The 26,644-nt window shown below is 60.7% G+C and carries 26 protein-coding genes and 1 pseudogene; 6 read left to right on the forward strand and 21 right to left on the reverse strand.

Annotated features, from left to right (window positions below):
- The first annotated feature begins 76 nt into the window (after nucleotides 1–76).
- On the forward strand, nucleotides 77–1,447 hold the full coding sequence (locus ACOI7D_RS15060) for an NAD-dependent succinate-semialdehyde dehydrogenase (protein WP_048296596.1): 1,371 nt from the start codon (nucleotides 77–79) through the stop codon (nucleotides 1,445–1,447).
- 49 nt (nucleotides 1,448–1,496) lie between these two features.
- Here ACOI7D_RS15060 and ACOI7D_RS15065 read toward each other — a convergent pair whose 3' ends face one another.
- The 17 genes and pseudogenes from ACOI7D_RS15065 to ACOI7D_RS15145 all read right to left on the reverse strand — a co-directional run bounded on the left by ACOI7D_RS15065 (nucleotide 1,497) and on the right by ACOI7D_RS15145 (nucleotide 17,128).
- Nucleotides 1,497–1,817 (reverse strand): hypothetical protein, encoded by a 321-nt coding sequence (locus ACOI7D_RS15065; RefSeq protein WP_023291842.1) that lies wholly within the window; start codon nucleotides 1,815–1,817, stop codon nucleotides 1,497–1,499.
- Nucleotides 1,817–2,362, reverse strand: coding sequence for a YfaZ family outer membrane protein (locus ACOI7D_RS15070; protein WP_023291843.1), 546 nt, complete (start codon nucleotides 2,360–2,362; stop codon nucleotides 1,817–1,819). The genes ACOI7D_RS15065 and ACOI7D_RS15070 overlap by 1 nt, the downstream gene beginning before the upstream one ends.
- Nucleotides 2,363–2,754: 392 nt before the next feature.
- Nucleotides 2,755–3,711: a GTPase gene (gene yjiA, locus ACOI7D_RS15075; RefSeq protein WP_102003925.1), complete on the reverse strand. Its 957-nt coding sequence runs from the start codon at nucleotides 3,709–3,711 to the stop codon at nucleotides 2,755–2,757.
- An 11-nt stretch (nucleotides 3,712–3,722) separates the two neighbouring features.
- The gene (locus tag ACOI7D_RS15080) at nucleotides 3,723–3,926 is read right to left on the reverse strand and encodes a YbdD/YjiX family protein (RefSeq protein ID WP_002887451.1); all 204 of its coding nucleotides are present in this window, start codon (nucleotides 3,924–3,926) and stop codon (nucleotides 3,723–3,725) included.
- A 110-nt stretch (nucleotides 3,927–4,036) separates the two neighbouring features.
- Nucleotides 4,037–6,187, reverse strand: coding sequence for a pyruvate/proton symporter BtsT (gene btsT, locus ACOI7D_RS15085; protein ID WP_032454758.1), 2,151 nt, complete (start codon nucleotides 6,185–6,187; stop codon nucleotides 4,037–4,039).
- A gap of 295 nt (nucleotides 6,188–6,482) precedes the next feature.
- On the reverse strand, nucleotides 6,483–6,995 hold the full coding sequence (locus ACOI7D_RS15090; protein ID WP_023291846.1) for a 4-hydroxyphenylacetate 3-monooxygenase reductase subunit: 513 nt from the start codon (nucleotides 6,993–6,995) through the stop codon (nucleotides 6,483–6,485).
- Between the two features lie 19 nt (nucleotides 6,996–7,014).
- Nucleotides 7,015–8,577 (reverse strand): 4-hydroxyphenylacetate 3-monooxygenase, oxygenase component, encoded by a 1,563-nt coding sequence (gene hpaB, locus ACOI7D_RS15095; protein WP_002887473.1) that lies wholly within the window; start codon nucleotides 8,575–8,577, stop codon nucleotides 7,015–7,017.
- A gap of 223 nt (nucleotides 8,578–8,800) precedes the next feature.
- Nucleotides 8,801–9,691 (reverse strand): 4-hydroxyphenylacetate catabolism regulatory protein HpaA, encoded by an 891-nt coding sequence (gene hpaA, locus ACOI7D_RS15100; protein WP_023291847.1) that lies wholly within the window; start codon nucleotides 9,689–9,691, stop codon nucleotides 8,801–8,803.
- Nucleotides 9,692–9,700: 9 nt separating this feature from the next.
- Complete coding sequence (gene hpaX / locus ACOI7D_RS15105) at nucleotides 9,701–11,059, reverse strand: 4-hydroxyphenylacetate permease (protein ID WP_023291848.1); 1,359 nt, start codon at nucleotides 11,057–11,059, stop codon at nucleotides 9,701–9,703.
- 21 nt (nucleotides 11,060–11,080) lie between these two features.
- Nucleotides 11,081–11,878 (reverse strand): 4-hydroxy-2-oxoheptanedioate aldolase, encoded by a 798-nt coding sequence (gene hpaI, locus ACOI7D_RS15110; protein ID WP_109546681.1) that lies wholly within the window; start codon nucleotides 11,876–11,878, stop codon nucleotides 11,081–11,083.
- Between the two features lie 10 nt (nucleotides 11,879–11,888).
- On the reverse strand, nucleotides 11,889–12,692 hold the full coding sequence (hpaH, locus tag ACOI7D_RS15115; protein ID WP_002887487.1) for a 2-oxo-hept-4-ene-1,7-dioate hydratase: 804 nt from the start codon (nucleotides 12,690–12,692) through the stop codon (nucleotides 11,889–11,891).
- Between the two features lie 108 nt (nucleotides 12,693–12,800).
- The gene (locus tag ACOI7D_RS15120) at nucleotides 12,801–13,181 is read right to left on the reverse strand and encodes a 5-carboxymethyl-2-hydroxymuconate Delta-isomerase (RefSeq protein ID WP_064158449.1); all 381 of its coding nucleotides are present in this window, start codon (nucleotides 13,179–13,181) and stop codon (nucleotides 12,801–12,803) included.
- A 9-nt stretch (nucleotides 13,182–13,190) separates the two neighbouring features.
- Nucleotides 13,191–14,048 (reverse strand): 3,4-dihydroxyphenylacetate 2,3-dioxygenase, encoded by an 858-nt coding sequence (hpaD, locus tag ACOI7D_RS15125; RefSeq protein WP_002887492.1) that lies wholly within the window; start codon nucleotides 14,046–14,048, stop codon nucleotides 13,191–13,193.
- Nucleotide 14,049: 1 nt separating this feature from the next.
- Entirely contained in the window at nucleotides 14,050–15,516 is a 1,467-nt protein-coding gene (gene hpaE, locus ACOI7D_RS15130; protein ID WP_023291851.1) for a 5-carboxymethyl-2-hydroxymuconate semialdehyde dehydrogenase, read from the reverse strand.
- A complete protein-coding gene (locus ACOI7D_RS15135) occupies nucleotides 15,513–16,277 on the reverse strand; it encodes a fumarylacetoacetate hydrolase family protein (RefSeq protein ID WP_044525284.1) in 765 nt (254 codons plus the stop codon). The genes hpaE and ACOI7D_RS15135 overlap by 4 nt, the downstream gene beginning before the upstream one ends.
- Nucleotides 16,274–16,906: a fumarylacetoacetate hydrolase family protein gene (locus ACOI7D_RS15140; protein ID WP_049014166.1), complete on the reverse strand. Its 633-nt coding sequence runs from the start codon at nucleotides 16,904–16,906 to the stop codon at nucleotides 16,274–16,276. The genes ACOI7D_RS15135 and ACOI7D_RS15140 overlap by 4 nt, the downstream gene beginning before the upstream one ends.
- A 57-nt stretch (nucleotides 16,907–16,963) precedes the next feature.
- Nucleotides 16,964–17,128: pseudogene (locus tag ACOI7D_RS15145) on the reverse strand (hypothetical protein).
- Between the two features lie 64 nt (nucleotides 17,129–17,192).
- Here ACOI7D_RS15145 and hpaR point away from each other — a divergent pair.
- Complete coding sequence (gene hpaR, locus ACOI7D_RS15150; protein WP_002887503.1) at nucleotides 17,193–17,633, forward strand: homoprotocatechuate degradation operon regulator HpaR; 441 nt, start codon at nucleotides 17,193–17,195, stop codon at nucleotides 17,631–17,633.
- Between the two features lie 3 nt (nucleotides 17,634–17,636).
- Here the strand turns inward: hpaR and ACOI7D_RS15155 are convergent, their stop codons facing one another.
- Genes ACOI7D_RS15155 through ACOI7D_RS15170 form a run of 4 tightly spaced genes read right to left on the reverse strand, consistent with a single transcriptional unit; the run spans nucleotide 17,637 to nucleotide 21,193 of the window.
- On the reverse strand, nucleotides 17,637–18,899 hold the full coding sequence (locus ACOI7D_RS15155) for an FAD-dependent oxidoreductase (protein WP_109546680.1): 1,263 nt from the start codon (nucleotides 18,897–18,899) through the stop codon (nucleotides 17,637–17,639).
- Nucleotides 18,880–19,143 carry a (2Fe-2S)-binding protein gene (locus tag ACOI7D_RS15160; RefSeq protein WP_032455020.1) on the reverse strand — a complete coding sequence of 88 codons (264 nt, stop codon included), beginning with the start codon at nucleotides 19,141–19,143 and terminating at the stop codon, nucleotides 18,880–18,882. The genes ACOI7D_RS15155 and ACOI7D_RS15160 overlap by 20 nt, the downstream gene beginning before the upstream one ends.
- Nucleotides 19,140–20,249 carry an NAD(P)/FAD-dependent oxidoreductase gene (locus ACOI7D_RS15165; protein ID WP_072414072.1) on the reverse strand — a complete coding sequence of 370 codons (1,110 nt, stop codon included), beginning with the start codon at nucleotides 20,247–20,249 and terminating at the stop codon, nucleotides 19,140–19,142. The genes ACOI7D_RS15160 and ACOI7D_RS15165 overlap by 4 nt, the downstream gene beginning before the upstream one ends.
- Entirely contained in the window at nucleotides 20,246–21,193 is a 948-nt protein-coding gene (locus tag ACOI7D_RS15170) for a 4-hydroxyproline epimerase (protein ID WP_032455016.1), read from the reverse strand. The genes ACOI7D_RS15165 and ACOI7D_RS15170 overlap by 4 nt, the downstream gene beginning before the upstream one ends.
- Before the next feature lie 310 nt (nucleotides 21,194–21,503).
- Here ACOI7D_RS15170 and ACOI7D_RS15175 point away from each other — a divergent pair, with 310 nt between their 5' ends.
- From ACOI7D_RS15175 to ACOI7D_RS15190, 4 genes are all read left to right on the forward strand, one after another.
- A complete protein-coding gene (locus ACOI7D_RS15175; RefSeq protein WP_032455015.1) occupies nucleotides 21,504–22,328 on the forward strand; it encodes an AraC family transcriptional regulator in 825 nt (274 codons plus the stop codon).
- 151 nt (nucleotides 22,329–22,479) lie between these two features.
- Complete coding sequence (locus ACOI7D_RS15180) at nucleotides 22,480–23,400, forward strand: dihydrodipicolinate synthase family protein (RefSeq protein ID WP_004204197.1); 921 nt, start codon at nucleotides 22,480–22,482, stop codon at nucleotides 23,398–23,400.
- Nucleotides 23,401–23,414: 14 nt separating this feature from the next.
- Nucleotides 23,415–25,019, forward strand: a complete 1,605-nt coding sequence (locus ACOI7D_RS15185; RefSeq protein ID WP_109546679.1) for an aldehyde dehydrogenase (NADP(+)) — start codon at nucleotides 23,415–23,417, stop codon at nucleotides 25,017–25,019.
- Nucleotides 25,020–25,034: 15 nt separating this feature from the next.
- Nucleotides 25,035–26,636, forward strand: a complete 1,602-nt coding sequence (locus tag ACOI7D_RS15190; RefSeq protein WP_060591511.1) for an APC family permease — start codon at nucleotides 25,035–25,037, stop codon at nucleotides 26,634–26,636.
- Nucleotides 26,637–26,644: the final 8 nt, after the last annotated feature.

The raw sequence follows: 26,644 nt of genomic DNA on the forward strand, positions 1-26,644 counted from the left end.
AGCCATCTCGACTACCCTTAATATCCTTAACGGCATTTTTGACTGCCTTAATAGCGATAACAAGGAGACATGCGATATGGCCTATCAGACGGTGAATCCTGCGAACAATCAGCTTATTAAAACGTACCCGGCGCACAGCGATGCGGACGTGGAGGCGGCGCTGCGGCAGGCGGATGCGCTCTATCATTCTGCCTGGGCGAAAGGCGATATTGAACCGCGTCTGGCGGTGCTGCATAAGCTGGCGGATCTGATCGACAGCCGGGCGGAAGATCTGGCGAAAATCGCCAGCGAGGAGATGGGGAAACTCATTAAGCAGAGCCGCGGCGAAGTGAAACTGTGCGCGCAAATCGCCCGCTATTACGCCGATAACGCCAAATCGATGCTGGCGCCGGTGAAATATCCCACCGAACTCGGCGACGCCTGGGTTGAACACCATCCCATCGGCGTATTAGTGGCGGTGGAACCGTGGAACTTCCCCTATTACCAGCTGATGCGCGTCCTGGCGCCAAACCTGGCGGCCGGGAACCCGGTTATCGCCAAACACGCCAGCATTGTGCCGCACTGCGCGGAGACCTTTGCTCATCTGGTGCGCGAGGCCGGCGCACCAGATGGGGCGTGGACCAATCTGTTTATCTCCCAGGATCAGGTGGCGAAGATTATCGCCGACGATCGTGTGCAGGGCGCGGCGCTGACCGGGTCGGAAAAAGCTGGCAGCGTGGTGGCGGCGCAGGCGGCGAAGCATATTAAAAAATCGACCCTGGAACTCGGCGGCAACGATGTGTTTGTGGTGCTCGACGATGCCGACCTCGATCGCGCGGTGAAAATCGGCGTCCAGGCACGGCTGAACAACGCCGGCCAGGTGTGTACTGCCGCCAAGCGGTTTATCCTGCATGAGAACATCGCTGAGTCGTTTCTGACGAAATTTAGCGAGGCGTTTCGCCAGGTAAAAATAGGCGATCCGCTGGATGAAAGCACCACGCTGGGGCCGCTCTCCTCTAAAGATGCGCTGGAAACCTTAAGCAAGCAGGTTGACGAGGCGGTCAAAAACGGCGCCACGCTGCATCTGGGCGGCAAGCCCGTGGCGCGAGACGGCAACTTCTTTGAACCCACTATCCTGACCGGTATTACCCGCGACAATCCGGCGTACTTCGAAGAGTTCTTTGGCCCGGTGGCGCAGATCTACGTGGTGAAAAACGATGAGGAGGCGATTGCGCTTGCCAACGATTCTCACTATGGCCTGGGCGGCGCGGTGTTCAGTCAGGATATCGAACGCGCTAAACGGATGGCATCCGCCATTGAAACCGGGATGGTCTATATCAACTGGCTGACCGATACCGCGCCTGAACTGCCGTTTGGCGGCGTGAAGCGTTCCGGTTATGGCCGGGAGCTCTCCGATCTCGGCATCAAAGAGTTTGTGAACCAAAAGCTGGTGGTGGTTCGCCGCTAAGCCCGACCATAAAAAAACCTGCCATCCGGCAGGTTTTTTTATAATAGATTTATTGCACTTCGACTTTATCCCAGCCGCTTTTGAACATACAGCTGTCGACTAAGGTCTCCCGCTGATATTCATTCGCGTCTTCTACCGTATAACTTGTTTCAACATCCTGTTTCTTATGCTTTTTGTCGGTTTTTTCTGAACTGGACCCGGTCACCACGTTATCCGGAGGGAGATCGACCAGGGCCTGCGCTTCACATTCGGTGAGCTTTTTATGCATGTCGGCATCGCTTAAACCCGGCTTCACCCAGGTATACTGAGTGCAGCCGGTGAGCAGCAACGCCAGGCTCAGCGCAGAGAGCGCGGCGAGACGTGATTTCATCAGAAGGTAATCCCGCCGCCCACGTAGGCGCCATCAATCAGGGTGTGGTTTGGGCGGCCCTCTTTGCCGTCAACGCTCACGTGACGGTAACCGACCTTCAGGGTCAGTGGACCAACCGGGGACCAGCTCACGCCGCCGTTCGCCTCAACATAGTTTTTCACGCTGTTGTTCAGGCCGTCGGGGGCGACATACCCTTCGCCAAACACGTGGATGCTGTCGGTCAGGGCCACGTTCACTCCGCCGCCGACCGGAAACGCGACGCCGTTATCGCCTTTTTTCGGCCCGAGGTAGATAGCTTTCGCGCCAGCGTTGAGCATCACCGGGCCAACTTCCAGATTGTAACCCGCGCCAACGCCGCCGGTCTGGCTACCATCATCGGTATTCTTCAGCCAGTGGCTTTCGGCATACAGGCCGGAAGAGGATTTACCCATTTCCATATTCAGGTTGGTAAAATTCTTACCTTGTTCAACGGTAAACCCCATTGCCATGGCGGAACCAGAGACCGCGGTCAGGGCAGCAACAATCAGGATGTTAAGCTTTTTCATGGTTTGCTCCTCGTCATTAAATTTGTCTGAGGGCACCTTAACAATCGATGTTTACCTCTGCAAATGTGACTTACGTCGATTTTTTATGCTGTGTTTGTCAGGGAAGTGTTTTGAAAATGTTGTAATGACGTTGGGTTATGGCGAGGTCAATCATCAAATTTGGTCTGTTTAGCCACAGTTTAATGGGTGGGCTAAACAGAAACTGAACAGGGCGGGCATTAATTATTAAGCATCCTATTCATTGAATTTCTTATTATTTGCAAAAGTGTTTCTGCTGTTACTTATAAAAACGTTGATTTACATTTTTCGACGCGATGACGACGTTTTACCCCTGTCTTTGACGATGTACGGGGAGAGAAGGGGGCCTGCGCCTTAGCGCGCAGGCGGGCAGATTAGCGTCGTAGCCCGGCAAATGCCGCGCGAATCTCCTCTTCCGGCAACTGAATGCCGATAAACACCAGCGTGCTGTGCGGCGTTTCATCGCCCCACGGGCGATCCCAGTCGGCGCTGTAGAGGCGCTGCACGCCCTGGAACAGCAGGCGATTTGGCTCGCCGTCGATCCACAGCATCCCTTTATAGCGCATCAATTGCTCGGCGAAGGAGAGCAGCAGGTTTTCCATTACTCGCGACACTTCGCTGATATCCACCGGGTAATCCATCTCAACCACGATTGATGACACGTCGTTTTGCTTCTCTGCCATAAAGTGGAAACGCGGTTTGCTGTTTACGACGTTCTCTTCCAGCATAAAGCCGCTGGTGTTAAACAGCTGGCTAAGATCGATATCGCCGTGAATGACGGTATAAATCGGCGCCCGGGCATTAATGCGCGCCAGCCGTTCGCGCAATTTTTCGGTGTCGCCGGCAACATCAGTTTTGGTCAGCAAAATGCGGTCTGCGTAGCCTACCTGCGACTGGGCGATGGTGAACTGATCCATCTGCTGGTCGGCATGGACCGCATCCACCAGGGCGATCACGCCATCCAGCAGATAGCGCTCGCAAAGCACCTCGTGGGAGAAAAAGGTCTGGATGATTGGCCCCGGGTCGGCCATGCCGGTGCATTCAATCACCAGCCGGTCGAACCCGATTTCACCGCGGTCTCGACTGTCGAGCAGATCGAGCAGGGCGTCTTCCAGTTCGTTGGAGCGCGTACAGCAGATGCAGCCGTTGGTCAGGGTTTTAATCTGCGTGGCGCGGTCGCCGATCAGCTGATCGTCAACGGCGACTTCGCCAAATTCATTTTCAATCACGGCGATTTTAAAGCCGTGCTGTTCGTTGAGAATATGGCGCAACAGGGTGGTTTTACCTGCGCCGAGAAAACCGGTGAGTAGGGTGACTGCAATCGGTGCCATTATTGCCTCCATTAACAGCAGCGGACGCCGCCTTTGCCGTCGCCGCCGTAGCGGGCCTGCTGGCGTTCGCGGAAGAATTCTTCATAAGTCATGTACGGCTGATCCGGATGGTTGGTTTGCATATGGGTGACGTAGTTGTCGTAATCCGGAATGCCAATCAGCATTTTCGCCGCCTGACCGAGATATTTTTTTGCCTGACCTAAGTTACCAAACATTGTAAGTTCCAGATAACGAATAAAGCCGGATGGCGGCTAGCGCCTTCTCCGGCCTACGTTGATGCGCTTTTTTGTAGGCCGGATAAGCGTAGCGCCATCCGGCATCGGGGTTAATGATGTGACGAGGTCTTCACGCCGCCTTCCGGTACCGGCACGTACGGGGTCTCTTTGTCGGTACGCACTTTATTGTTGCGGACAGTGAGCCAGGTTTTGATGCCGTAGAAGATGATGCTGTACACCACCACCAGGAACAGGATGCTCAGGCCGGCGTTGGTGTAGTTGTTGACCACGATATGGTTCATGTTGGCCACCTGCTGGGCGGTCAGCTCGCCACCGGAAGCGATCTTCTCTTTGTACTGCTGAGCCATGAAGAAGAAGCCTTCCATCTGCGGGTTGGTGCTGAACAGCTTCAGACCCAGCGCCCAGGTGGTGCACAGCAGCAGCCATGCAGCCGGGATCACGGTGACCCAGATATATTTGGTGCGCTGCATTTTGACCAGCACCACGGTACCGAGCACCAGCGCCACGGCGGCCAGCATCTGGTTAGAGATGCCGAACAGCGGCCACAGGCTCTTCACGCCGCCCAGCGGGTCGACCACGCCCTGATACAGCAGGTAGCCCCACAGCCCGACGCAGCCGGCGGTACCGATAATTCCGGCGACCAGCGAGTCGGTTTTTTTCAGGAACGGCACGAAGTTACCCAGCAGATCCTGCAGCATAAAGCGGCCAGCGCGGGTCCCGGCATCCAGCGCGGTGAGGATAAACAGCGCTTCAAACAGGATACCGAAGTGGTACCAGAAGCCCATATCCGCCATCGGGATGATTTTGTGGAACACATGAGCGATACCCACGGCCAGCGTCGGCGCGCCGCCCGCGCGGTTCAGTACCGACGGTTCGCCGATATCTTTCGCCGTCTGCAGGATCTGCTCTGGTGAAATTACGAAGCCCCAGGAGCTGACGGTCGCTGCCGCGTGAGCGGTGACATCCCTCAGCTGGGCGGCAATCAGCGCCGCGTTTTCACCGCCCATTTCGTGCAGGTTCGGCATGGTGATGCCCAGACCCGCCGGCGGGGTGTTCATCGCGAAGTAGAGGCCCGGTTCGATAATTGAGGCCGCTACCAGCGCCATCACCGCCACGAAGGACTCCATCAGCATTGCGCCGTAGCCGATAAAGCGGGCGTCGGTTTCGTTGGCCAGCAGCTTCGGCGTGGTGCCGGAGGCGATCAGGGCGTGGAAGCCGGAGACCGCGCCGCAGGCAATAGTGATAAACAGGAACGGGAACAGGGCGCCTTTCCACAGCGGACCGGTACCGTCAATGTACTGGGTCACCGCCGGCATTTTCAGGTCCGGGTTAAGGATCACGATACCCAGCGCCAGGCCAACGATGACGCCGATTTTCAGGAAGGTCGCCAGGTAGTCGCGCGGCGCCAGAATCAGCCATACCGGCAGCAGAGCCGAGATAAACGCGTAGCCAATCAGGGTAAAGGTGATGGTGGTGTCTTTAAAGGTCAGCGCCGGGCCCCAGTACGGGTCGTGGGCAATCACGCCGCCGAAGTAAATAGACGCCACCAGCAGGACGATACCGATGACCGATACTTCGCCTACCCGGCCCGGGCGCAGGAAGCGCATGTAGATCCCCATAAACAGGGCAATTGGCACCGTCGAGCAGACGGTGAAGACGCCCCACGGGCTTTCCGCCAGCGCTTTCACCACGATCAGCGCCAGCACCGCGAGGATGATGATCATTATCAGGAAGCAGCCGAATAGCGCGATGGAGCCCGGTACGGGACCCATCTCCTGTTTGATCATCTCGCCCAGCGAGGCGCCGTTACGCCGTGAGGAGATAAACAGCACCATAAAGTCCTGTACCGCGCCAGCCAGCACGACGCCCGCCAGCAGCCACAGGGTGCCCGGCAGGTAGCCCATCTGCGCGGCGAGCACCGGGCCCACCAGCGGACCGGCGCCGGCAATCGCGGCAAAGTGATGGCCAAACAGCACGTAGCGGTTGGTCGGCACATAGTTCAGGCCATCGTTATTAATGACCGCTGGCGTGGAGCGCGTCGGGTCAAGCTTCATCACCTTCTGCGCGATATACAGGCTGTAATACCGGTAGGCGACGAGGTACACGGAAACCGACGCCACCACGATCCACAGGGCACTGACGTGCTCACCGCGGCGCAGGGCGACGACTGAGAGGCAAAATGCCCCGATGATCCCGAGAATCACCCAGGGTATGTGCTTGAATAGTTTTTTGGTATCCATAGTAAAACCTGGCGTTAATGAGATGAATAATTGGCCGAAGCCGTCTGGTTTTAAGTAAGAGTTGATGGAGGTATTGATTAGCTAGGCTGCCTCCGATCTTGCCAGACCGGCGCGCGCGTAAAGATGAGTAAATGGGTGAGTGGTTGTATAGGAGGTTAAGCGGTTACTGGAAGGGGTAAGCGGTTGGCTACGAAGTGAACAGGGCGGGATTATGTGATTGTGATCACAGGAGATTGTGGCCTGCGACGCTGTGGGTTAACGCTCCTCCCCAACCGGGGAGGAGCTGACAAGGCGATTACACTGCGACTTCCATTTCCATCATTACCGGGTGGAAGCGGCGCTTAAAGTAGATCAGCCCGTGGCCCTGCTGGCTCAGGGTTATATTCCTGATTTCTACCAGATAGACCAGGTGGGTGCCGATGGTTTGTACCTGGCTAATCTCCCCCTCGAGACTGGCCAGCGACCCCTTCAGCACCGGCTGCCCGAGCGCGCCCTGCTGCCAGCCGCTGAGGGCAAAACGCTCTTCCATCGTCACCCCGGTCATCCCGGCGAAATGACGGGCCATGATTTCCTGTTCATGGTTCAGCACGTTGATGCACAACTTGCCGTTGCCCTGAAACACCGGGTTCATCGCGCTGTTGGCGTTGATACACACCATCACCGAGGGCGGCGTATCCGTCACCGAGCACACCGCCGTGGCGGTAATCCCGCAGCGGCCGGCTTCGCCTGCGGTGGTGACCACGTTAACCGCCGCCGACAGGCTGGCCATGGCATCGCGAAAACGCAGGCGTTGTTCATCTAATTGCATTATGACCTCCCGCTGCGAATTACTTCAGCAGCTTATCCAACATGTTGATATCAGCGTTATTGTGCAGATGCGGCACCGTCCAGCCGTTCTGGTCGTACTCGGACAGGCAGCGGTCGACCATCGCCATCATCTTGTCCATATTGCCGGAGCTCTGCGCCTGGCGCAGACACTGCAGGCGAATCTCATCCTGGCTACCGGAGTAGTTGATTTCATACAGCTCGTGGCGGCCGCCGAATTCGCTACCGATGGCGTCCCACATCAGTTTGAGGATCTTGATACGTTCAACGTGATCCATACCGTTGGAGCCGCGCACATACTTCGCCAGATACTGGTCAATCTGCGGGTTGTTCAGATCGCGGGCGCTGGACGGCAGATAAATCAGGCCGCTGGTGACGTTGCGCTCGATGATGTTCTTGATCTTGGCGTAGGCCATCGGGGCCATCACGCGATAGGTCTGCAGCGCGGCGTGATCCGGCAGCCATGCGCCGTTGACCCACGGCGTCGCTTCCGAGCACATGGAATCGCTCAGCGCCCAGAACATGTTGCGCCACGCCACCACTTCGCCGAGGTCGGCCTGCACGCCGCGGAACTCGAGGGTGCCGGTACATTCCAGCGAGCGCTTCAGCAGGGCGGTGATAAAGTCCAGTTTTACCGCCAGACGCACGCAGGCCTGCAGCGGGTACATGCGGGCGAAACCCCCTTCCATGGTCCAGCGGCGGCAGCGGTCGAAGTCGCGATAAATCAGGACGTTCTCCCATGGGATCAGCACCTTATCCATTACCAGAATCGCGTCGTTCTCGTCGAAACGGCTGGAGAGCGGATAGTCGTACGGGGAGCCGGTCGCGCCGGCGACCATCTCATAGGAGGCGCGGGAGATCAGCTTGACGCCTTCGGCGTCCATCGGCGCGACGAACATCAGCGCGAAGTCCGGGTTTTCGCCCATCACCTGCGCGGAGCCGAAGCCGATCATGTTGTAGTGGGTCAGCGCCGAGTTGGTGGCGACCACTTTCGCGCCGCTGACGATGATCCCGGCATCGGTCTCTTTTTCCAGCTTGATGTAGACATCCTTCACTTCATCGGCCGGCTTGTGGCGGTCGATCGGCGGGTTGACGATCGCATGGTTAAAGTACAGGCCGGTTTCCTGTATGCGGGTGTACCAGTTGCGGGCGTTCTGCTCGAACTGGCCGTAAAACGCCGGGTTGGCGCCCAGCGCGCAGCCGAAGGCGGCTTTATAGTCCGGGGTGCGGCCCATCCAGCCGTAGCTTAAGCGCGACCACTCGGCGATGGCGTCGCGCTGCTGGCGCAGATCGTCGGCGCTTTTCGCCACGCGGAAGAATTTATGGGTGTAGCCGCCGCTGCCGGTATCGGTGCCCCAGCACAGGGAATCCTGCATCTCCGGTTTGTGCAGCGCATCGTACAGTTGAGCGACGGAGGCCGCGGCGTTACGGAAGGCCGGGTGGGTAGTGACATCCTTCACGCGCTCGCCGTAGATATAAATTTCGCGGCCATCCTGCAGGCTTTTTAAATACTCTTCGCCAGTTAACGGGCGTTTCGCGTCGGCGCGGAAATCTTCAGGTTTCATAGGGGCCTCTTCAGTATTTATCGGAAAATGATGTTAAATATATGTTTTGTTTTTGTTGTTCAATTGAAGCGGTTATTGCGCTGGTCGTGAAGGGACGTTTGCGACAACGACGGGTACTTTTCAGGCGGGAGTGAATTTTGTGATCTCTGCAGCGTTTGCTGGCTGGCGCGGCGCTGAACCGACCTGTGGACCATCGCCCGGCAGGCGCAGCGCCAGCGGGGAATTACGATACCGGTACTTTTTGCGCCCGGTAGCTGCTGGGCGAGCAGCCGACCTGGCGGCTAAAAAAGCGGGCAAAATAAGCGGGGTCTTTAAACCCCAGCTGCCAGGCTATCTCATTGACGGCGCTATCGGAGAACAGCAGCAGGCGCTTCGCCTCGCGCAGCTGGCGGTCGAATATCAGCCGTTTGGGCGAACGGTTGGCAAAGCGGCGACAGATATCGGTCAGCCGCGATTCGGTCAGGTGCAGCTCCCTGGCGTAATCCGGTACCGTCCAGTGCTGATGGTAGTGGCTGTCGATCATCTGGTTAAAGCGCTGGAATAGCTTCAGCTCGCCGCGCATGCCGCTGGCGGCGTGATCGTCGAGCTTTGCGTTACGCAATAGCAGGGTAAAGACCGCCTGCGCCAGCAGCGCCAGGGTGTGCTCGCGCCCCGGCAACTGGGCGGTGGATTCCCGGCGGATCAGCTGCCAGTAGTGGGCCAGCGCCGCCAGCTCGTCGGGTTTATCCGCCAGCGACAGGCAGATCCCCGGCAGGCCGAAGGTCTCCCGCGTGCCGGGATAGAGCACCTCCAGCAGCGGCCAGATGAGTTCTTCGTGCACCGTCAGCACATGGCCATCGCTATCGGACTCGGTAATAAAGGCGTGCGGCACCGAGGGCGGCGTTAACACAAACAATGGCGCCTGCACCGAATAGCGATGGTCATCAAGCTGCAGCTCAATCTGCCCGGTATCAAGATAGTGCATCTGGAAATAGCGGTCGTGGCGATGCGCCTGCATGTCGCGGCCAAAAAAGGCCGCCATGCGGGAAAACGACTGATAGTGCACCTCCTCGGTGCCCAGGCTCTCGTCGTAATCTTTATTGATATCGATATTGGCGATGGAATGCTGGCACATACCCGCTCCTTAGTGGCCTTTTTGCGCCGCTAAGCCCGGCGCGGCGGCGGCGTCCTCACGCTGGCTCATTGGGATGCGGGTGAGCACCAGCGCGCCGACAATCAGCAGCCCGGCGACAAACCACAGCCCGGAGCTAAAGCTGCCGGTGGTATCGCGCAAAATGCCGATCAACAGCGGGCTGACGGCAGAGCCGACGTTGCCGATGGCGTTGATCACCGCCAGCGCCACCGCGCGCGACTGCAGGCTGATCACCCGATCCGGGGTGGTCCAGAAAATGGCCATCGCGGTAAAGGATCCCACCGAAGCCATAATAATGCCGATCAGCTGGATCAGGCTGTGGTGAGTTGCCGAAGCCAGCAGCCAACCCGCCGCGGCGAACAGGTAGGGCAGGATGGTATGCATCTTGCGCTCTTTGCGCCGGTCGGAGCGGCGGCTCCACCAGATCATGCCGAAAATAGTGCAGAACTGCGGGATCGCCGCCAGCAGGCCAATCATGATGTTGCTACTGCCGGTGTTGAAGCTCTGCAGGATCTGCGGCGTCCAGATATTAATGGCGCTCAGGGTATTGGTCAGGCAGAAGTAGGCCAGGGTATACATCAGCACCGCTGGCGTCAGGACTTCGCGCAGCGTGGAACGCGGCGAAGCCGGAACGACCGCCGCATTTTCCCGTTCACGATCGATCATCGCCTTCAGCGCCTGTTTTTCTTCGCTATCGAGCCAGTTGGCTTTATCCGGCGTGTCGTTGAGGAAGAACCAGGTGACGACGCCGAGCACCACCGACGGCAGGCCTTCCAGCAGAAACAGCCACTGCCAGCCCTTCAGGTTCCACAGGCCGTCGAGCGCCAGAATATAGCCGGAAAGTATCGAGCCGAGCATCATGGTCACCGGCATGGCGATCATAAACAGGGCGTTGGCGCGGGCGCGATGGTAGGCCGGGAACCACCAGGTCAGATAGACGAGGATCCCCGGTAGAAAACCAGCCTCGGCGATGCCGACCAGCATGCGCAGGATGTACAGCGTATGCGGGCTGGTGGCGAACATGGTGCAGGTCGAGGCGATCCCCCAGACCACCATAATTCCGGCGATCCAACGGCGCGCGCCGACTTTCGCCAGCATGATATTGCTGGGGATCCCGCACAGCACGTAGGTGACGTAGAACAGCGTCGCCGCCAGGCCGAACATGGTGGAGGTCAGGCCAAGGTCTTTGCCCATCGTCAGGCCGGCGAAGCCGATATTAATGCGGTCCAAAAATGAGAAAACAAAGAGAACAAACAGGAAGGTAATCAGGCGGCGGAACAGCTTTTTGATCACCCGGTTTTCTACTTCAACGGCTTTATTATCATTGTGTTGCAGGGTAGAGGTAGTCATGTTGCGCTCCACATTATCCGTTCAATAGACGGATTTATTGTTATTGGTTGTGGTCGTTGCGGTGTGGGTAAAACGGGCCGCCAGCGCTTCTGCGCCGCGCGCCAGCAGGGTGGTATCGACGCCGACGGCGACGAACAGCGCGCCCAGTTCGAGATAGCGCTTCGCCAGCGCTTCATTGGCCATCAGGATCCCCGGCGCCTTACCGGCCTGACGGATTTGCTGGATGGCCTGTTCAATGGCGGCCTGCACTTCCGGGTGCTGCGGATTGCCGCCATGGCCCATATCGGCGCTGAGGTCCGCCGGGCCGATAAACACGCCATCCACCCCGTCGACATCGAGGATCTGCGGCAGATTTTTCAGCGCTTCGCGGGTTTCAATCTGTACCAGGACGCACATGGCGTCGTTGGCCTGGTGAAGATAATCCGGCACCCGATTCCAGCGCGAGGCGCGGGCCAGCGCGCTGCCGACGCCGCGAATGCCGGCGGGCGGGTAGCGGGTGGCTCTGACCGCCAGCCGCGCTTCGTCGGCGTTCTGCACCATGGGCACCAGCAGGGTTTGCGCGCCGATATCCAGCAGCTGTTTGATCTGTACCGGGTCGTTCCACGACGGGCGAACCACCGGCTGGCTGGGGTGGGGGGCGATGGCCTGAAGCTGGGTCAGCACCGTTTGCACATTGTTGGGCGCGTGTTCGCCGTCGATCAGCAGCCAGTCGAAGCCGGCGCCGGCCAGCAGTTCGGCGCTGTAGCTACTGCACAGCCCCAGCCACAGGCCGATTTGCGGGCGCCCGGCCTTGAGCGCCGCTTTAAAAGCGTTGTTCATGTTGCTCTCCTCAGACAAAGCGGCAGCTGATGGCGCCCATGTTGCCGTAGTCGACGTGGAAGGTATCGCCCTTGCGCGCCGGGACCGGACGGGTGAAGGAGCCGCCGAGGATGATTTGCCCGGCTTCGAGCTGGACATCGTACGGCGCCAGTTTGTTGGCCAGCCAGGCCACGCCGTTGGCCGGGTGATTGAGCACCCCCGCGGCGACGCCGGTCTCCTCAATCACGCCGTTGCGATACAGCAGGGCAGAGATCCAGCGCAGATCCAGCTCGTCGGGCTTGATCGGGCGGCCGCCGAGGATCACCCCGGCGTTGGCGGCGTTATCGGAAATGGTGTCGAACACTTTACGCGGGCGCTGGGTTTCCGGGTCGATGTTGTGGCAGCGGGCGTCAATCAGCTCCAGCGCCGGGATCACGTAGTCGGTGGCGTTGTAGACATCAAACAGGGTGCAGTTCGGGCCGCGCAGCGGTTTGGCCAGCACGAACGCCAGCTCGACTTCGATACGCGGAACGATAAAGCGGTCGGTGGGGATATCGCTGCCGTCGTGGAAGAACATATCGTCAAGCAGCGCGCCGTAGTCCGGCTCGCTGATCTGCGAGCTGGCCTGCATGGCTTTTGAGGTCAGGCCGATCTTGTGGCCTTTGAGTACGCGGCCTTCGGCGATCTTCATCTCGACCCACTCGCGCTGGACGGCGTAGGCGTCCTCAATGGTGATCGACGGATAATCCAGCGAGATCGCGCGGATCTGTTCACGCTGTTTTTCGGCCTGATTCAGCCGCTGGGCAATCAGGGTTCGGGTCTGTTTATCGAGCATAGTGATTCCTGTGGCATTGTATTGCCGGATGGCGCTTCGCTTATCCGGCCTACAAATTCATGGCCGCTGTAGGCCCGGTAAGCGCAGCGCCGCCGGGCAATTTGCACGTTATTTAAATAAAGCGTGCACGTTGTTCTGTTTGTAGTTCAGCGTCGGATCGAGCTCTTCCATGGCGAACGACAGCGCCAGGTAGCGGCTCTCCATCAGCGCCGCGAAGTGGGATTTGATCAGCGCGAACAGCATATCTCCCACGTCCTGACGGCTCTCCAGGCTGCGCCCGGAGCCGATCTTCAGCGTCATATGGACAAAGGCGTAATCCTGCCTGCCGTCGGCCATCTGCCAGGTATCCAGCCAGTGGGCACGGCTGCGGATCCCGCCGATCGGAAAGATGCCGGTAGCGGCCAGCGCCTCGTTGACTTTGGCGAACAGCCCAGGCAGATCGGCCTGCTCGCGGATGTTGTCGGTACATTCGGCGATAAAATGCGGCATGGGGCCTCCTTACGCCTGCGCCGGCAGCGGGAACACGGCGTTAACCTGGCCGGTGCCGGAGCTGGCGAACAGCTCGGTGATAAACTCCACCTTGCCGTCGTATTTATCCCAGCCCAGCAGGCCAAGCAGCATCACCGTGTCGTGCATGTTGCCTTCGCCGTAGCAGTAGTCGGCGTACTCCGGCAGCATGGTGCAGAACTCTTTAAATTTGCCCTCGCGCCACAGCTTCACCACCCGCTCATCCATCTGATGATCGAACTCGCGGGTGTAGCTGTTCATGCCTTCTTCGGCACGCTGATCGTCGATAAAGCGGTGCGACAGCGAGCCGCTGGCCAGCACCGCCACGGTGCCGTCATATTTCTCAATGGCTTTGAGGATCGCTTCGCCCAGCCTGCGGCTGTCGGCAAAGTCGTGAACGGTACAGAAGGCGGAAATGGACACCACCTTGAAGTGCTTATCGCTGTTCATGTAGCGCATCGGCACCAGGGTGCCGTACTCCAGCTTCAGGCTCGGAATATTGTGCGCTTTGGCGCGCACCCCGAGCTTCACCGCCTCGTCGGCGATGAGCTGACCCAGCTCCGGGTTGCCGTCATAGTCGTAGGTCATGTCGCGAATAAAGTGCGGCAGTTCGTTACTGGTGTAGACGCCCTGGAAATGGTCGGCGCAGTTGATGTGGTAGGCGCTGTTGACCAGCCAGTGGGTATCGAACACGATGATGGTATCGACGCCCATTTCCCGGCAGCGCTTGCCAATTTCTTTATGCCCGTCGATAGCGCCCTGGCGGCAGCCGTGGTTTTTCCCCGGCAGCTCAGACAGGTACATCGACGGCACGTGAGTGATTTTTGCTGCTAACGCTAACTTACCCATATCAGACTCCCCATTTCGGGATCGGATGGTCGCCCATCGAGATGCAGACGTTTTTCATTTCGGCGAACACTTCAAAGCTGTACTCGCCGCCTTCGCGGCCGGTGCCGGAGGCCTTCACTCCGCCGAACGGCTGACGCAGGTCGCGGACGTTCTGGGTGTTGACGAACACCATCCCGGCTTCAATACCGCGCGCCAGACGCAGCACTTTGCTGACGTCCTGGGTCCAGATATACGACGCCAGGCCGTATTCCACATCGTTCGCCAGGCGCAGCCCTTCCGCCTCGTCTTTGAACGGCAGCAGGCAGGCGACCGGGCCAAAAATCTCTTCCTGCGCGACGCGCATGCGGTTGTCGACATCCGCCAGCACCGTCGGGCGCAGGAAATTGCCGGCTTTCAGATGCGCCGGCAGGTCGGACGGTTTATCCGCGCCGCCGGCCAGCAGGGTCGCCCCTTCTTCAATGCCGAGGCGGATATAGCCGGAGACTTTCTCCCAATGTTGCTGGCTAATCAGCGCGCCGACCTGGGTGTTCGGGTCGGTTGGATCGCCGACGCGCAGGCGGTTAGCGCGCTCGGCGAAGCGCTTAACGAACTCGGGGTAGATGCTCTGCTGAATGAAAATGCGCGAGCCGGCGGTGCAGCGTTCGCCGTTGATCGAGAAGATGGTGAACAGCGCGGCGTCGAGGGCGCGCTCAATATCGGCGTCTTCGAAAATCAGCACCGGCGATTTGCCGCCCAGCTCCATGGAGTACTTTTTCAGCCCGGCATTTTTCATGATGTTGCGCCCGGTGGCGGTACCGCCGGTAAACGATACCGCGCGCACGTCATGGTGGCGTACCAGCGCATCGCCCGCCGTCGCGCCGTAGCCCTGCACCACGTTCAGTACCCCCGCCGGAATACCCGCTTCCAGCGCCAGTTCGCCCAGACGGTCGGCGGTCAGCGGCGACAGCTCGGACATCTTCAGCACCGCGGTATTCCCCAAGGCCAGGCACGGCGCCACCTTCCAGGTGGCGGTCATAAACGGCACGTTCCACGGCGACACCAGCGCGCAGACGCCCACCGGCTGCACCAGGGTGTAGTTCAGCATCTTGTCGTCGACCGGATAGGTCTTACCGTTCATCTGCTGGCACACTTCGGCGAAAAACTCGAAATTGTGAGAGGCGCGCGGGATCAGCACGTTTTTGGTCTGGTGGATAGGCAGACCGGTATCGGCGGTTTCCATCGCCGCGATCTCCGGGACGTTCTGGTCGATCAGATCCCCGAGGCGGCGCATCAGACGCGCGCGCTCTTTCATCGGCAGGTTAGCCCACTTCGGGAAGGCCTCTTTCGCCGCCGCTACCGCCTGATGGACTTCGGCTTCACCGCCGGCGGCGACTTCCGCCAGCACTTCGCCGGTGGCCGGGTTGGTGGTATGAAAATAGTCTGCGCCGGCAACGTTTTTACCGTTGATCCAATGGTTAATCTTTTTCATGACAGTGTCTCCTCATACGCTTGCTGGCTGATGATATGGTTGACCAGGCGGCCCACGCCCTCGACTTCAACGATCACCTCGTCGCCTGGCACCACGTCGGACAGCCCTTTCGGCGTGCCGGTGGCGATCATGTCGCCCGGTTGCAGGGTCATAAATTCGCTTAAGTAAGCGATGAGAAACGGGATGCTGAAGATCAGATCGGCGGTGGTGCCCTGCTGGCGCAGCTCGCCATTGACCCAGGTGCGCAGGGCCAGATTATGCGGATCCGGGATCGCCTCTTTGCCGACGATCCACGGGCCGATCGGCGTCAGGGTATCGCGGCTTTTCACCCGCAGGTTTGGCCGGTAGTAGTTTTCCAGATAGTCGCGGATCGCGTAGTCGTTGCAGACGGTATAGCCGGCGACATAGTCCATGGCCTCGGCTTCGCTGACGCGGCGGGCGGTTTTACCGATCACCACCACCAGTTCAGCTTCGTAGTGCATGTATTCCACGTTATCCGGGCGTACCGACTGCTGCTGGTGGCCAGTAAAGGTGTTTGGCGCTTTGATAAATACCAGCGGCTCGGTTGGCGGCTTAAACGCCAGCTCGCTGGCGTGGTCGGCGTAGTTCAGCCCCAGCGCGAACAGCGTGCCGTCGGCGGGCGGTAGCCAGCGGAATTCACCTTCTTTCAATACCGTGCCATCGTCCAGGCGCACCTGGTCGCGTTCATCGACCACCGCATCGCGTACCTGTCCCTGCCATTCAATACGTGCCTGTTTCATGCCAGCTCTCCTTCTGCGACAACCGGGTTTTCCAGCGCCGGGAAGCCCTCGGCGAGAATGCGTACGCGATCGCCGGGACGCAGCGTAACGCGGGAGTGGGGCGTACCGATGAGGATCGCGTCGCCGGGATTGAGGGTGGCGAACTCGCTCAAGGCGCTCAGCAGCTGCGCGGCGTTACGCTGCAGATCGCCGGTATGCCAGCTGTCCGCTTCGCGGCCGTTGATTTCGGTGATGATGGTCAGGTTATCAACGTTGCGCACCGGCGACAGCGCGCCGACGGGGCAGAAACCATCGCGGCACTTGGCCTTGATCGCCGGGCGATAAAAACTCTCTTCCGGCAGGCTGACGTCGTTCGCCAGCGCGTAGCCGGCGATATAGTTCGCCGCCTCTTCCGCCGCCACCTTGCGCGCGGTTTTGCCGACAATCAGCGCCACGGTGGCGCCGCTTTGCACGGTTTCGCCCTGCGGATAGGGGATCGCCTCGCCATCGCCAATCACGGTATTGCGCGGCTTGATAAACCAGACCGCGGTTTTCGGCGGCGTTTTGTAGGGGGCCTGTTGAAACGCCTCGCGCCAGGCGTCGAGCTGGCTGCGATGATTGAGCGCAACGGCGAAGATGGTACCTTTCATTCACCACTCCTCTGGGACTGATTTCGGTTCAAAGGGATTTCGTTAATATATTAATGATCATCTTTTATGCTTTGCGATGAGGTTTAGCAACTGGAAGTGAATGTTTTGTGATCGGATTAACACAATATTTACACTTCAATAACTTATTTGTTATTAATCAAATGGTTGAATATTTTTCGGGGAAAGACTGGTACTTTTCAGGTGCAGAAACCGGTTGTACATGGCAGGATTAAAGCTAATTATTAAGTTGTTAATAAGTTTTAGATGAGGCCGTTGAGGGGATACTATGCATGATTCATTAACCATTGCCTTGTTGCAGGCGCGTGAAGCGGCGATGGCCTACTTTCGACCGATCGTCAAACGACACAATCTCACCGAACAGCAGTGGCGGATCGTGCGTATCCTCGCCGAACGTCCGTCAATGGACTTTCACGATCTGGCTTTTCGCGCCTGTATTCTGCGCCCCAGTCTGACCGGGATTTTGACGCGCATGGAGCGGGATGGACTGGTGTTGCGGCTGAAACCGGTTAACGATCAGCGCAAGCTGTACGTCTCGCTGACGCCTGCCGGAACCGCGCTGTACGAAAGCGCCCAGGCGGAGGTGGAAGAAACCTATCGCCTGCTGGAGGCTCAGTTCACTACGGAAAAGCTGCAGCAACTGACCTCGCTGCTGGAGGAGTTTATTGCGCTTGGCGTCCCTGCCGGGCGCGGTGATGAAGAAGAGTAGCGGTTATGGCTCGGCGCTCAGCCTGGCGAGGGCAATAAGCGTTTCCGCGCGGGCGGGGGACAGCGGCTCTCTCGGCTGCGGCAGCGGCCAGCCATACAGCCAGCGGGCGCTGGCGGCGCAGGTGCGCCCCTGACAGGCGCCCATTCCGCAGCGCTGAGTAAGCTTGGCCTGTAGCCAGTCGTCGGCGGCTGCCACATCGCCGCAGCGCACATCTTCGCAACGGCACAGCAGGCTCTCCGGCGTCGCCGCGTTTTTCAACGACTCCGCCAGCCGGAAGGTGCGGTTGATGGCCGTGGCGAAGCGCTGCCAGCGGGCGCGACGGGCAAATAACGCCTGGGCCTGCTGGCTGGCCCCGGCGGCGGCATACCCGGCGATTTCGCCCTCCGCCAGCGCCAGCTCGCTCCCGCCGAAACCGGTGCACTCCCCGGCGGCGTAAATATCCGCGAGGCTGGTCTGCTGCCAGCGGTTAACCTGGATCGCCTCCTGCGCCGTGGCGCAACCGAACAGCAGCCCCGTCTCGATATTGGGCACCAGCCCGTAGCCGATGGCCAGCCGATCGCAGGCGACAGTCCGCTCGACGCCGCGCTGGCGCAGCGTCACGGCTTCCAGCCGCGTTGTACCGTGGGCGCGGATCGCCTGGGCGCCGCTAAGATAGCCTTTCGGAGCCAGCGTTGCTAACTGGCGCAGTTTCTGCGGCCAGCGCCACAGCCCGCTGGCGAAGCGCAGCAGCGCCGGGAGCGGCGCTTGCTCAACGATATTCGTTACCTGGCCTCCGGCCTTGTTCACCGTATCCGCCACCGCCAGCAGCAGCGGGCCGCTGCCGGCAATCACCACTTTTTCGCCTTTTAGCGACAGGCCATGTTTGATCTGCGCCTGCAGGCCGCCCGCGCCGGTCACGCCGGGTAAGGTCCAGCCGGGAAAGGGCAGCGACAGCTCGCGCGCGCCGCAGCAGAGGATCAGTTTCCGCCAGTAAACCACGCCACCGCCGTCGGCGGTTTCAAACAGCACGCTGCGTGCGGAGGGGCGGGCAATCAGCCGCGCGCCGTTCACCACCCGGATGGCGGCAGACGCGGCGATGGCGTCGCGGTAGCGCCGGGCCAGGGCGGGCAGCGTCGTCTGCGGGCCGGCGCGCCAGATTTGCCCTCCGGGGGCGGGGTTATCGTCGAGAATAATGACCTGTTTATCGCAGGCGGCGGCAGCGAGGGCTGCCGCCATGCCGGCGGGGCCGGCGCCGAGGATTAAAATGTCACAGCGCAGCGTGTACATAGCGGCTCCTTTCTATTTGCATGCCGGCCCGGCACAGGGTCTGGCAGGCCAGCACCCGCCGGCCGTCGACGGTGATCCGGCACTCCTGGCAGACCCCCATGCCGCAAAACGGCGCGCGGGGGTCGCCGTTAACCGCCTGTCGGGTGGTGGGATCGCCGGTCAACGCCAGCGCTGCCGCCACGCTGATACCTTCCGGCACCGTCAGCGCTTCGCCATCGACAGTGATATTGAGCGTGCTATTCATGCGATTGCCTCCTGATGGTACAGACGGGCCGGGAGCCAGGCCTCAGGCGCCAGCGGGCAGCGTTCGCCGAGGATCTGCGCCGCCAGCAGCTCAGCCGTCGCCGGGGCGGTGGTGACCCCCAGTCCTTCATGGCCCAGCGCCAGCCATACACCGCGACGCGTGGGGTGCGGGCCGATCAGCGGATTGCCATCCTGCGAGGCGGCGCGCAGGCCGCTCCAGCAGCGGATGATATTCAGCGTCGCCAGCGCCGGCACAAAATGGCGGGCGCGGTCGAGCATCTGCCCCAGCAAGGGGAGATCCAGCTGGCGCTCGCGATTATCGAACTGGCGCGAAGAGCCAATCAGCAGCTGGCCAGTGGGCCGCGGCTGCAGGTTAAACGCTACCGAGGTACCGCCGCCGTGGGCGCTGGCGCCGTAGCCCAGCTCAACCAGCTGGTGATGCACCCGCGGCCCGTAGCGATCGGTAATTGCCAGCTGACCCTTCCTTGGCCGCAGCCAGTTTTCCGCCAATAGCGTATTGGCCTCCAGGCCGCAGGCCACCACGATGGCCCGCGCCTGTAGCCGTTTGCCGCTGGCGAGCAGCACCTCCGGTTCGGTAATCGCCTGCGCGCTGTCGTGCAGGCAGGTGAGATGGTCTCCGGCATCGGCCATCAGCCAGCGGGCGACGTTTGGCGCGTAGACGATGCTGTCGCCGGGTACCCATAGCCCGCCGGCCAGCCCGCTGCGCAGCAGCGGCTCGCGCCCGGCGATCTGCTGTGGGGTCTGCAGTTCGCTGTGGACCTGATAGCCAGCCAGCCGCCGCTGTTTTTCACCCGCGACGGCCATCTCTTCTTCGCTTTCCGCCAGCCACAGCGTGCCGCAGCCGCGCCAGGCGCAAGTGGCGGGCATCCGCGGGGTGATGGCGCGCCAGCGCGCCAGCGACCACGCCGACAGCGCCAGTTCGGCGGGGTCGTCATCCATGCACACCAGATGGCCCATACCCGCCGCCGTGGCGCCGGGTTGACCGTCATCGATAAGCGTCACTTTCTGCCCCCGCTTCGCCAGCTGCCACGCGCAGGCGGCGCCGATGATCCCGGCGCCGATCACGATGACATCGCACGGCTTCACGGCGCGATCCCCCAGCAGAAGGGATCGTCCGGGTTAAGGATCAACTGGTTATCGCCGCACACCCAGGCTTCGCCGCGGATCGTTGGAATGATGCCTGCGGCGGCGCGCTGGTAGCTGGCGGTAAACTGGCTGCCGATGATGCTGGCCTGGCGCCAGATCGCTCCCGGCTGGAGTTTGCCATCCTGCGCCAGGCAGGCCAGCTTGGCGCTGGTGCCGGTGCCGCACGGCGAACGATCCCAGGCCTTTCCCGGACAGAGTACAAAGCTACGGCTGTCGGCGGCATCGTCATCGGCGAACAGCTCGATATGGTCGATAACGCCGCCGTCGTCGCCGCGGATCCCCGCGGCCTCCAGCCCCTCGCGCACCGCCCAGGCGTAGTCGGTGAGCTGTGGAATGTGCGCCGGGGTAATGGCGAACGGGTGATCGTTAATCAGGAAAAACCAGTTGCCGCCCCAGGCAATATCGCCGATGACGGGACCCCGCGCGGTCTCCACGCGGACCTGCTTTTTCCAGCGGCGGGCCGGGACGTTTTGCACCGATACGCTGCCATCGTCGTGCAACGTGGCGCTTACGTCGCCGACCGGGGTTTCAATCAGATGAACGCCTGGCTGGATACGGCCAAGCCACGCCAGCGAGGCGATAAGCCCGATGGTGCCGTGGCCGCACATATTCAGAAAACCGGCGTTGTTGAAGAAAATGACGCCAGCGGTGGCCGCCGCCGAGACCGGTTTGCAAAGCAACGCGCCGACCAGCACATCGCTGCCGCGCGGTTCGAGAATCACCGCCTGACGCCAGCGATCGAAGTCACGGGCGAAACGGTCGCGACGCTCCGCCATGCTGCCGCCGCCGAGGTCGGGGAAGCCGTCAACGATCAGGCGGGTGGGTTCGCCGCCGGTGTGTGAATCAATGGCTCTCAGCGCAATAGGGGGGCGTGGCGCGGTCATTCTGCTCTCCGGAAGTTAACAACATGTTTCATCATGCTGGCGCAACCCGTGACGGGCGGCTTGAACGCTTTCGGCAGAGATAATGACGAAATCGGCATAATAGCGCTGGGGGGATGTTCATGTGGTGCATAATTATTTCTTATTAATCATTCTGTTAATGGCGTGGTAAACCGAAAGTGGCGATTGCGCCAGTGGATAAACCAGGGGAAGGCGTAAAGCGGATCCAGGATCGCAAAACCGGCGGTTGCCGCTTGAGGTGTTAACAGGAAGTGAATAAATATCCTTCGGTCACTTACCATGAGGAAGCCCTATGATCGGTGTGTCTGAAGCGGCGCCGCCGCGCGCTGTTAATCAACCGGAGCTGGCGGTCGATGAGCTGAGCCAGATCTGCGAAGGGCTGGCGCGCCAGCGGCCGGAGAATATGGCGGCGCTGCTCAATGCCCTGGCGCTGATCGCCCCCCTGCTCAATGCCATCCCCAACGTGGTCTTTTTTATCAAAGACAGCGAAGCGCGTTATCTGCTGGCGAATCTGACGCTGGCCCGCCGCTGCGGTTTCAAAACCGTCTCCTCGCTGCTGGGGAAAACCTCCGCCGACGTCTTTCCTTCCGCGCTGGGTCAGGGTTACACCGAACAGGATCTTCGGGTATTGCGGGAGGGCGTGACCCTGCGCGACCAGCTGGAAATGCATCTCTACAATGGCCGGGAACGCGGCTGGTGCCTGACGCAGAAGCTGGCGCTGCGCGATGTCCGCGGACAGGTGATCGGCATGGCCGGGATCTCTCACGATCTGCAGGAGGCCCACGCCCGCCATCCGGCGTGGCAGCGGCTGGCGATCGTCGACGATCATATCCGCCGCCACTATCACCGGCCGATCGCCATGGAAGAGCTGACCGCCTTGAGCGGGATGTCGATTGCGCAGATCGAGCGCTACTGCAAACGGATCTTTCATCTCACGCCGCGGCAGATGATCCACAAAGTGCGTCTGGAAAAAGCCACCGAATTGCTGGCCGGCGACACGCCGATTACCGATATCGCTTTGCAGTGCGGCTATACCGATCACAGCGCCTTCAGCCGCCAGTTCAAAGCGATGACAGGCTCGACGCCGCGCGATTTTCGCCTGACGCTGCAGGGATAACGGCTGGCTCACACTTTTGTCGACTGTGCTAATTTCGTCATCGGATTAAGGGAAAACCGACAAGCCGCCGGTTCCGCGACGCGTCAATCTGTCAGTGAATATTCACCAATCATTCACCTCGACTTAACAAAATGACGACAAGGAACCGAGCATGAGCAATAAAGCGATTCACTGGAGCGGCGTATTCCCGGCGGTTAGCACGCAGTTTCGTAGCGATTACTCCCTCGATTTAGACGCCACCCACGCGGTGATGAAAAACCTGGTCAAAGATGGCGTTTCCGGGCTGGTGGTGTGCGGCAGCGTAGGGGAGAACACCTCCCTGAGCACTGATGAAAAATTGCAGATTATCGAGGTGGCGAAAGATGCCGCCGGCGGCAAAATTCCGGTGATCGCCGGGGTGGCCGAGTTCACCACCGCCTTTGCCCAGAAGATGGCGAAAGAGGCGGAGCGCGTCGGCGTCGACGGGATCATGGTGATGCCGGCGCTGGTCTACTCCTCAAAACCGCATGAAACCGCCGCCCACTTCCGCAGCGTGGCCACCGCCACCGACCTGCCGATCATGGTCTACAACAACCCGCCGATTTACAAAAACGACGTGACGCCGGACATTCTCGCCACCCTGACCGATTGCGACAACATCGTCTGCTTTAAAGACTCCTCCGGCGATACCCGCCGCTTTATCGACCTGCGTAACACCGTTGGCGACCGCTTCGTGCTGTTTGCCGGGCTGGATGACGTGGTGGTGGAAAGCATCGCCGTCGGCGCGGAAGGGTGGATCTCCGGAATGTCCAACGCCTTCCCGCGCGAAGGGGAAACGTTATTCCGTCTCGCCCGCCAACAGCGTTACGAAGAAGCGATGGCGCTGTACCGCTGGTTCATGCCGCTGCTGCATCTCGATGCGCGTCCGGATCTGGTGCAGTGCATCAAGCTGTGCGAAGAGCTACTCGGACGCGGCAGCGCTGTGACCCGTCCGCCGCGTCTGGCGCTGGAAGGCGAAACGCGCCAGCAGGTGGTGGCGATCGTGGAACAGGCGCTGGCGACTCGTCCTGCCCTGCCGGACGTTGGCCTCTGAGCACAGGAGTCAGTATGAATGCATCTCAAACCACGGCGGGACGGCAGTTTATCGCCGGACGCCGCGTTGCCAGCGGCGAAGCGACGCTATTGAGCCTGCGGGCGGTGGATGGCGAAGCCACCGGCCATCGCTTTTATCCGGCTTCCCGCGAGGAGGCCGCCCAGGCCGCGGAGGCGGCGCAGCAGGCGTTTGCCATTTATTCACAGACCGCGCCGCAGCAGCGGGCGCACTTTCTCTGCGCCATTGCCGATGAACTGGACGCGCTGGGGGAGGCGTTTTTTGCTATCGCCGAACAGGAGACCGCGCTGCCGCTGGCGCGGCTGCAGGGCGAGCGGGCGCGAACCAGCGGCCAGCTGCGGATGTTTGCTGGCGTGATCCTGCGCGGGGATACCTTCGCCGCCCGTATTGATACCGCCTTAGCCGACCGTCAGCCGCTGCCGCGCCCGGACCTGCGTCAATATCAGCAGGCGTTAGGGCCGGTGGCGGTGTTTGGCGCCAGCAACTTTCCGTTGGCCTTTTCCACCGCTGGCGGCGATACCGCCTCGGCGCTGGCGGCTGGCTGCCCGGTGGTGGTGAAGGCCCATGCGGGCCATATGGCCACCGCCGAGCTGACCGCTGACGCGATCGTCCGGGCGGTCGCGCGGTGTGGGTTACCCGGCGGCGTATTCAATATGATTTTCGGGACGGATATCGGCGCCGAATTAGTCCGCCATCCAGCGATTCAGGCCGTTGGCTTTACCGGCTCGCTGGCCGGCGGTAAGGCGCTATATCAGCTGGCGCAGCAGCGCCCGCAGCCAATCCCGCTGTTTGCTGAAATGTCGGCGATTAACCCGCTGATTATTCTGCCGCAGGCGCTGCAGACGCGGGCCGAGGCGCTGGCGAACGCGCTGGTGGCGTCATTTACCCTCGGCGGCGGCCAGTTCTGTACCCGTCCGGGACTGATTCTGGCGCTGCGCGGCGCCGGACTGGAACGCTTTAAGTCGGCGCTGTGCGCGGCGGTAGCGGGCTGCGCGCCGCAGGTGTTGCTCAATGCGCCGACCCTTCAGCACTACCACCAGGGCGTGGCGGCGCTGGCGGCGCATCCGCGTATCGAGAGGCTGGCGAGCGGCCTCGCCGCCGGCGCCGGGGAGGCGCAAACCCAGCTGTGGCAGGCTCAGGTCGAGGATCTGCTGGCGCAGGATACGCTGCTGCAGACCGAAGTTTTCGGCCCGCTATCGTTGCTGGTGGAAGTGGACGACGCAGCCCAGCTGCAGGCGGTGGTGAAAGCGCTGCAAGGACAGCTCACCGCGACGCTGCACGCGGAAGCGGACGACGGCCCGCTGGCGGCGAGTCTGCTACCGCTGCTGTGCGAGAAGGCCGGACGGGTGCTGTTTAACGGTTATCCCACCGGCGTGGAAGTGTGCGATGCGATGGTCCACGGCGGCCCATGGCCGGCGACGACCGATGCGCGCGGGACGTCGGTCGGCAGCCGGGCGATTGAGCGTTTTCTGCGCCCGGTCTGCCTGCAGAATGCGCCGGCCGCCCTGTTACCGCCGGCGCTGCAGGATGCGAACCCTTTAAACCTGCTGCGCCTGGTCAACGGCCAGTGGACCCGGGAAGCGATTTCCTCCTCTCATTGACGCAAGGGCATCACCATGACCATTCACACTACGCATAACAGTCAAACACGCGTTGCGGAGTCGGGTAAGTTTAAAAAACAGCTGACTCTGACCGACCTCACCTTTATCGGCCTGGGGGCGATCTTCGGCTCCGGATGGTTATTCGCCGCCAGCCATGTGGCATCCATTGCCGGTCCGGCCGGTATCGCGTCGTGGGTGATCGGCGGCTTTGCGGTGCTGCTGCTGGGGATTGTCTACTGCGAGCTGGGGGCGGCGCTGCCGCGCGCCGGCGGCATTATTCGTTACCCGGTCTTTTCCCACGGCGAGCTGATGGGTTATCTGCTGGGGTTCATCACCCTGATCGCCTTCTCCAGCCTGATCTCGATAGAAATTGTCGCCGCCCGGCAATATGCCGCGGCCTGGTTTCCGGCGCTGACCCAGCCGGGCTCCAGCTCGCCGACGCTGCTGGGGTGGGGGGTGCAGTTCCTGCTGCTCTGTTTCTTCTTCGCGCTGAACTACTACAGCGTCAAGACCTTCGCCCGCTCGAACAACTTCATCAGCGTGCTCAAGTTTCTGGTGCCGCTGCTGGTGGTGGTCACGCTGTTCGCCTTCTTTAAACCTGAGAACCTGCATGTTCAGGGCATTGCGCCGTTTGGTATGTCCGGGGTGGAAGCGGCGATCAGCGCCGGGGGAATTATCTTCGCCTATCTGGGACTGACGCCGATTATCTCGGTGGCCAGCGAAGTACAAAAGCCACAGCGGACTATCCCTATCGCGTTGATTTTATCAGTGGTGCTGTCGACGATTATCTACGTGCTGCTGCAGCTGGCGTTCCTTGGCAGTATCCCCACCGAGATGCTGAACGGCGGTTGGGCCGAAGTGAGCAAACAGTTCTCGCTGCCGTATCGCGATATCGCCATTACCCTCGGCATGGGCTGGCTGGCCTTTATGGTGATAAGCGATGCGATCATCTCCCCGAGCGGCACCGGCAATATCTATATGAACGCGACGCCGCGGGTGATCTACGGCTGGGCGAAGGCGGGTACTTTCTTTAAAGCCTTTACCCATATTGATAAAGCGTCCGGTATTCCGCGCCCGGCGCTGTGGCTGACCTTTGGGCTGTCGATTTTCTGGACGCTGCCGTTCCCCTCCTGGGAACAGCTGATAAGCGTGGTGTCGGCGGCCCTGGTGCTGAGCTACGCCATCGCCCCGGTGACCGCCGCCGGGCTGCGCCGCAACGCCCCGGATCTGCCGCGGCCGTTCCGCGTGCGCGCCTTCGGCATCATCGGCCCGGTGTCGTTTATGGTCTCGGCGCTGATCGTCTACTGGTCCGGCTGGAATACGCTCTCGTGGCTGCTGGGGCTGCAGATCGTGATGTTTGTGGTGTATGTGATGTGCAAAGGCAAGGTGCCGGAACATACCGTGAGCCTGGCGCAGCAGGTGAAGTCTTCGCTGTGGCTGATCGCTTTTTATGCGTTGATTATCCTCTTTTCCTGGCTGGGCAGCTTCGGCGGGCTTAATGTTATTGGTCACCCCTGGGATACGGTGCTGGTGGCGGCGATGTCGCTGGGGATTTATTACTGGGGCGCGCGCAGCTGTCTGCCGCAGGCTAATTTTAGCGGAGACGAAGAAGAGTAAAGGAGAAC

It is taken from the genome of Klebsiella sp. C360 (genome assembly GCF_048822415.1).
Classification (GTDB): domain Bacteria; phylum Pseudomonadota; class Gammaproteobacteria; order Enterobacterales; family Enterobacteriaceae; genus Klebsiella; species Klebsiella quasipneumoniae.

Excerpts from the sequence above, each read along its gene's own strand:
- ACOI7D_RS15060 (WP_048296596.1), top strand. The coding sequence starts at position 77 with ATGGCCTATCAGACGGTGAATCCTGCGAACAATCAGCTTATTAAAACG.
- ACOI7D_RS15065 (WP_023291842.1), bottom strand. The coding sequence starts at position 1,817 with ATGAAATCACGTCTCGCCGCGCTCTCTGCGCTGAGCCTGGCGTTGCTG.
- ACOI7D_RS15070 (WP_023291843.1), bottom strand. The coding sequence starts at position 2,362 with ATGAAAAAGCTTAACATCCTGATTGTTGCTGCCCTGACCGCGGTCTCT.
- yjiA (WP_102003925.1), bottom strand. The coding sequence starts at position 3,711 with ATGGCACCGATTGCAGTCACCCTACTCACCGGTTTTCTCGGCGCAGGT.
- ACOI7D_RS15080 (WP_002887451.1), bottom strand. The coding sequence starts at position 3,926 with ATGTTTGGTAACTTAGGTCAGGCAAAAAAATATCTCGGTCAGGCGGCG.
- btsT (WP_032454758.1), bottom strand. The coding sequence starts at position 6,187 with ATGGATACCAAAAAACTATTCAAGCACATACCCTGGGTGATTCTCGGG.
- ACOI7D_RS15090 (WP_023291846.1), bottom strand. The coding sequence starts at position 6,995 with ATGCAATTAGATGAACAACGCCTGCGTTTTCGCGATGCCATGGCCAGC.
- hpaB (WP_002887473.1), bottom strand. The coding sequence starts at position 8,577 with ATGAAACCTGAAGATTTCCGCGCCGACGCGAAACGCCCGTTAACTGGC.
- hpaA (WP_023291847.1), bottom strand. The coding sequence starts at position 9,691 with ATGTGCCAGCATTCCATCGCCAATATCGATATCAATAAAGATTACGAC.
- hpaX (WP_023291848.1), bottom strand. The coding sequence starts at position 11,059 with ATGACTACCTCTACCCTGCAACACAATGATAATAAAGCCGTTGAAGTA.
- hpaI (WP_109546681.1), bottom strand. The coding sequence starts at position 11,878 with ATGAACAACGCTTTTAAAGCGGCGCTCAAGGCCGGGCGCCCGCAAATC.
- hpaH (WP_002887487.1), bottom strand. The coding sequence starts at position 12,692 with ATGCTCGATAAACAGACCCGAACCCTGATTGCCCAGCGGCTGAATCAG.
- ACOI7D_RS15120 (WP_064158449.1), bottom strand. The coding sequence starts at position 13,181 with ATGCCGCATTTTATCGCCGAATGTACCGACAACATCCGCGAGCAGGCC.
- hpaD (WP_002887492.1), bottom strand. The coding sequence starts at position 14,048 with ATGGGTAAGTTAGCGTTAGCAGCAAAAATCACTCACGTGCCGTCGATG.
- hpaE (WP_023291851.1), bottom strand. The coding sequence starts at position 15,516 with ATGAAAAAGATTAACCATTGGATCAACGGTAAAAACGTTGCCGGCGCA.
- ACOI7D_RS15135 (WP_044525284.1), bottom strand. The coding sequence starts at position 16,277 with ATGAAACAGGCACGTATTGAATGGCAGGGACAGGTACGCGATGCGGTG.
- ACOI7D_RS15140 (WP_049014166.1), bottom strand. The coding sequence starts at position 16,906 with ATGAAAGGTACCATCTTCGCCGTTGCGCTCAATCATCGCAGCCAGCTC.
- hpaR (WP_002887503.1), top strand. The coding sequence starts at position 17,193 with ATGCATGATTCATTAACCATTGCCTTGTTGCAGGCGCGTGAAGCGGCG.
- ACOI7D_RS15155 (WP_109546680.1), bottom strand. The coding sequence starts at position 18,899 with ATGTACACGCTGCGCTGTGACATTTTAATCCTCGGCGCCGGCCCCGCC.
- ACOI7D_RS15160 (WP_032455020.1), bottom strand. The coding sequence starts at position 19,143 with ATGAATAGCACGCTCAATATCACTGTCGATGGCGAAGCGCTGACGGTG.
- ACOI7D_RS15170 (WP_032455016.1), bottom strand. The coding sequence starts at position 21,193 with ATGACCGCGCCACGCCCCCCTATTGCGCTGAGAGCCATTGATTCACAC.
- ACOI7D_RS15175 (WP_032455015.1), top strand. The coding sequence starts at position 21,504 with ATGATCGGTGTGTCTGAAGCGGCGCCGCCGCGCGCTGTTAATCAACCG.
- ACOI7D_RS15180 (WP_004204197.1), top strand. The coding sequence starts at position 22,480 with ATGAGCAATAAAGCGATTCACTGGAGCGGCGTATTCCCGGCGGTTAGC.
- ACOI7D_RS15185 (WP_109546679.1), top strand. The coding sequence starts at position 23,415 with ATGAATGCATCTCAAACCACGGCGGGACGGCAGTTTATCGCCGGACGC.
- ACOI7D_RS15190 (WP_060591511.1), top strand. The coding sequence starts at position 25,035 with ATGACCATTCACACTACGCATAACAGTCAAACACGCGTTGCGGAGTCG.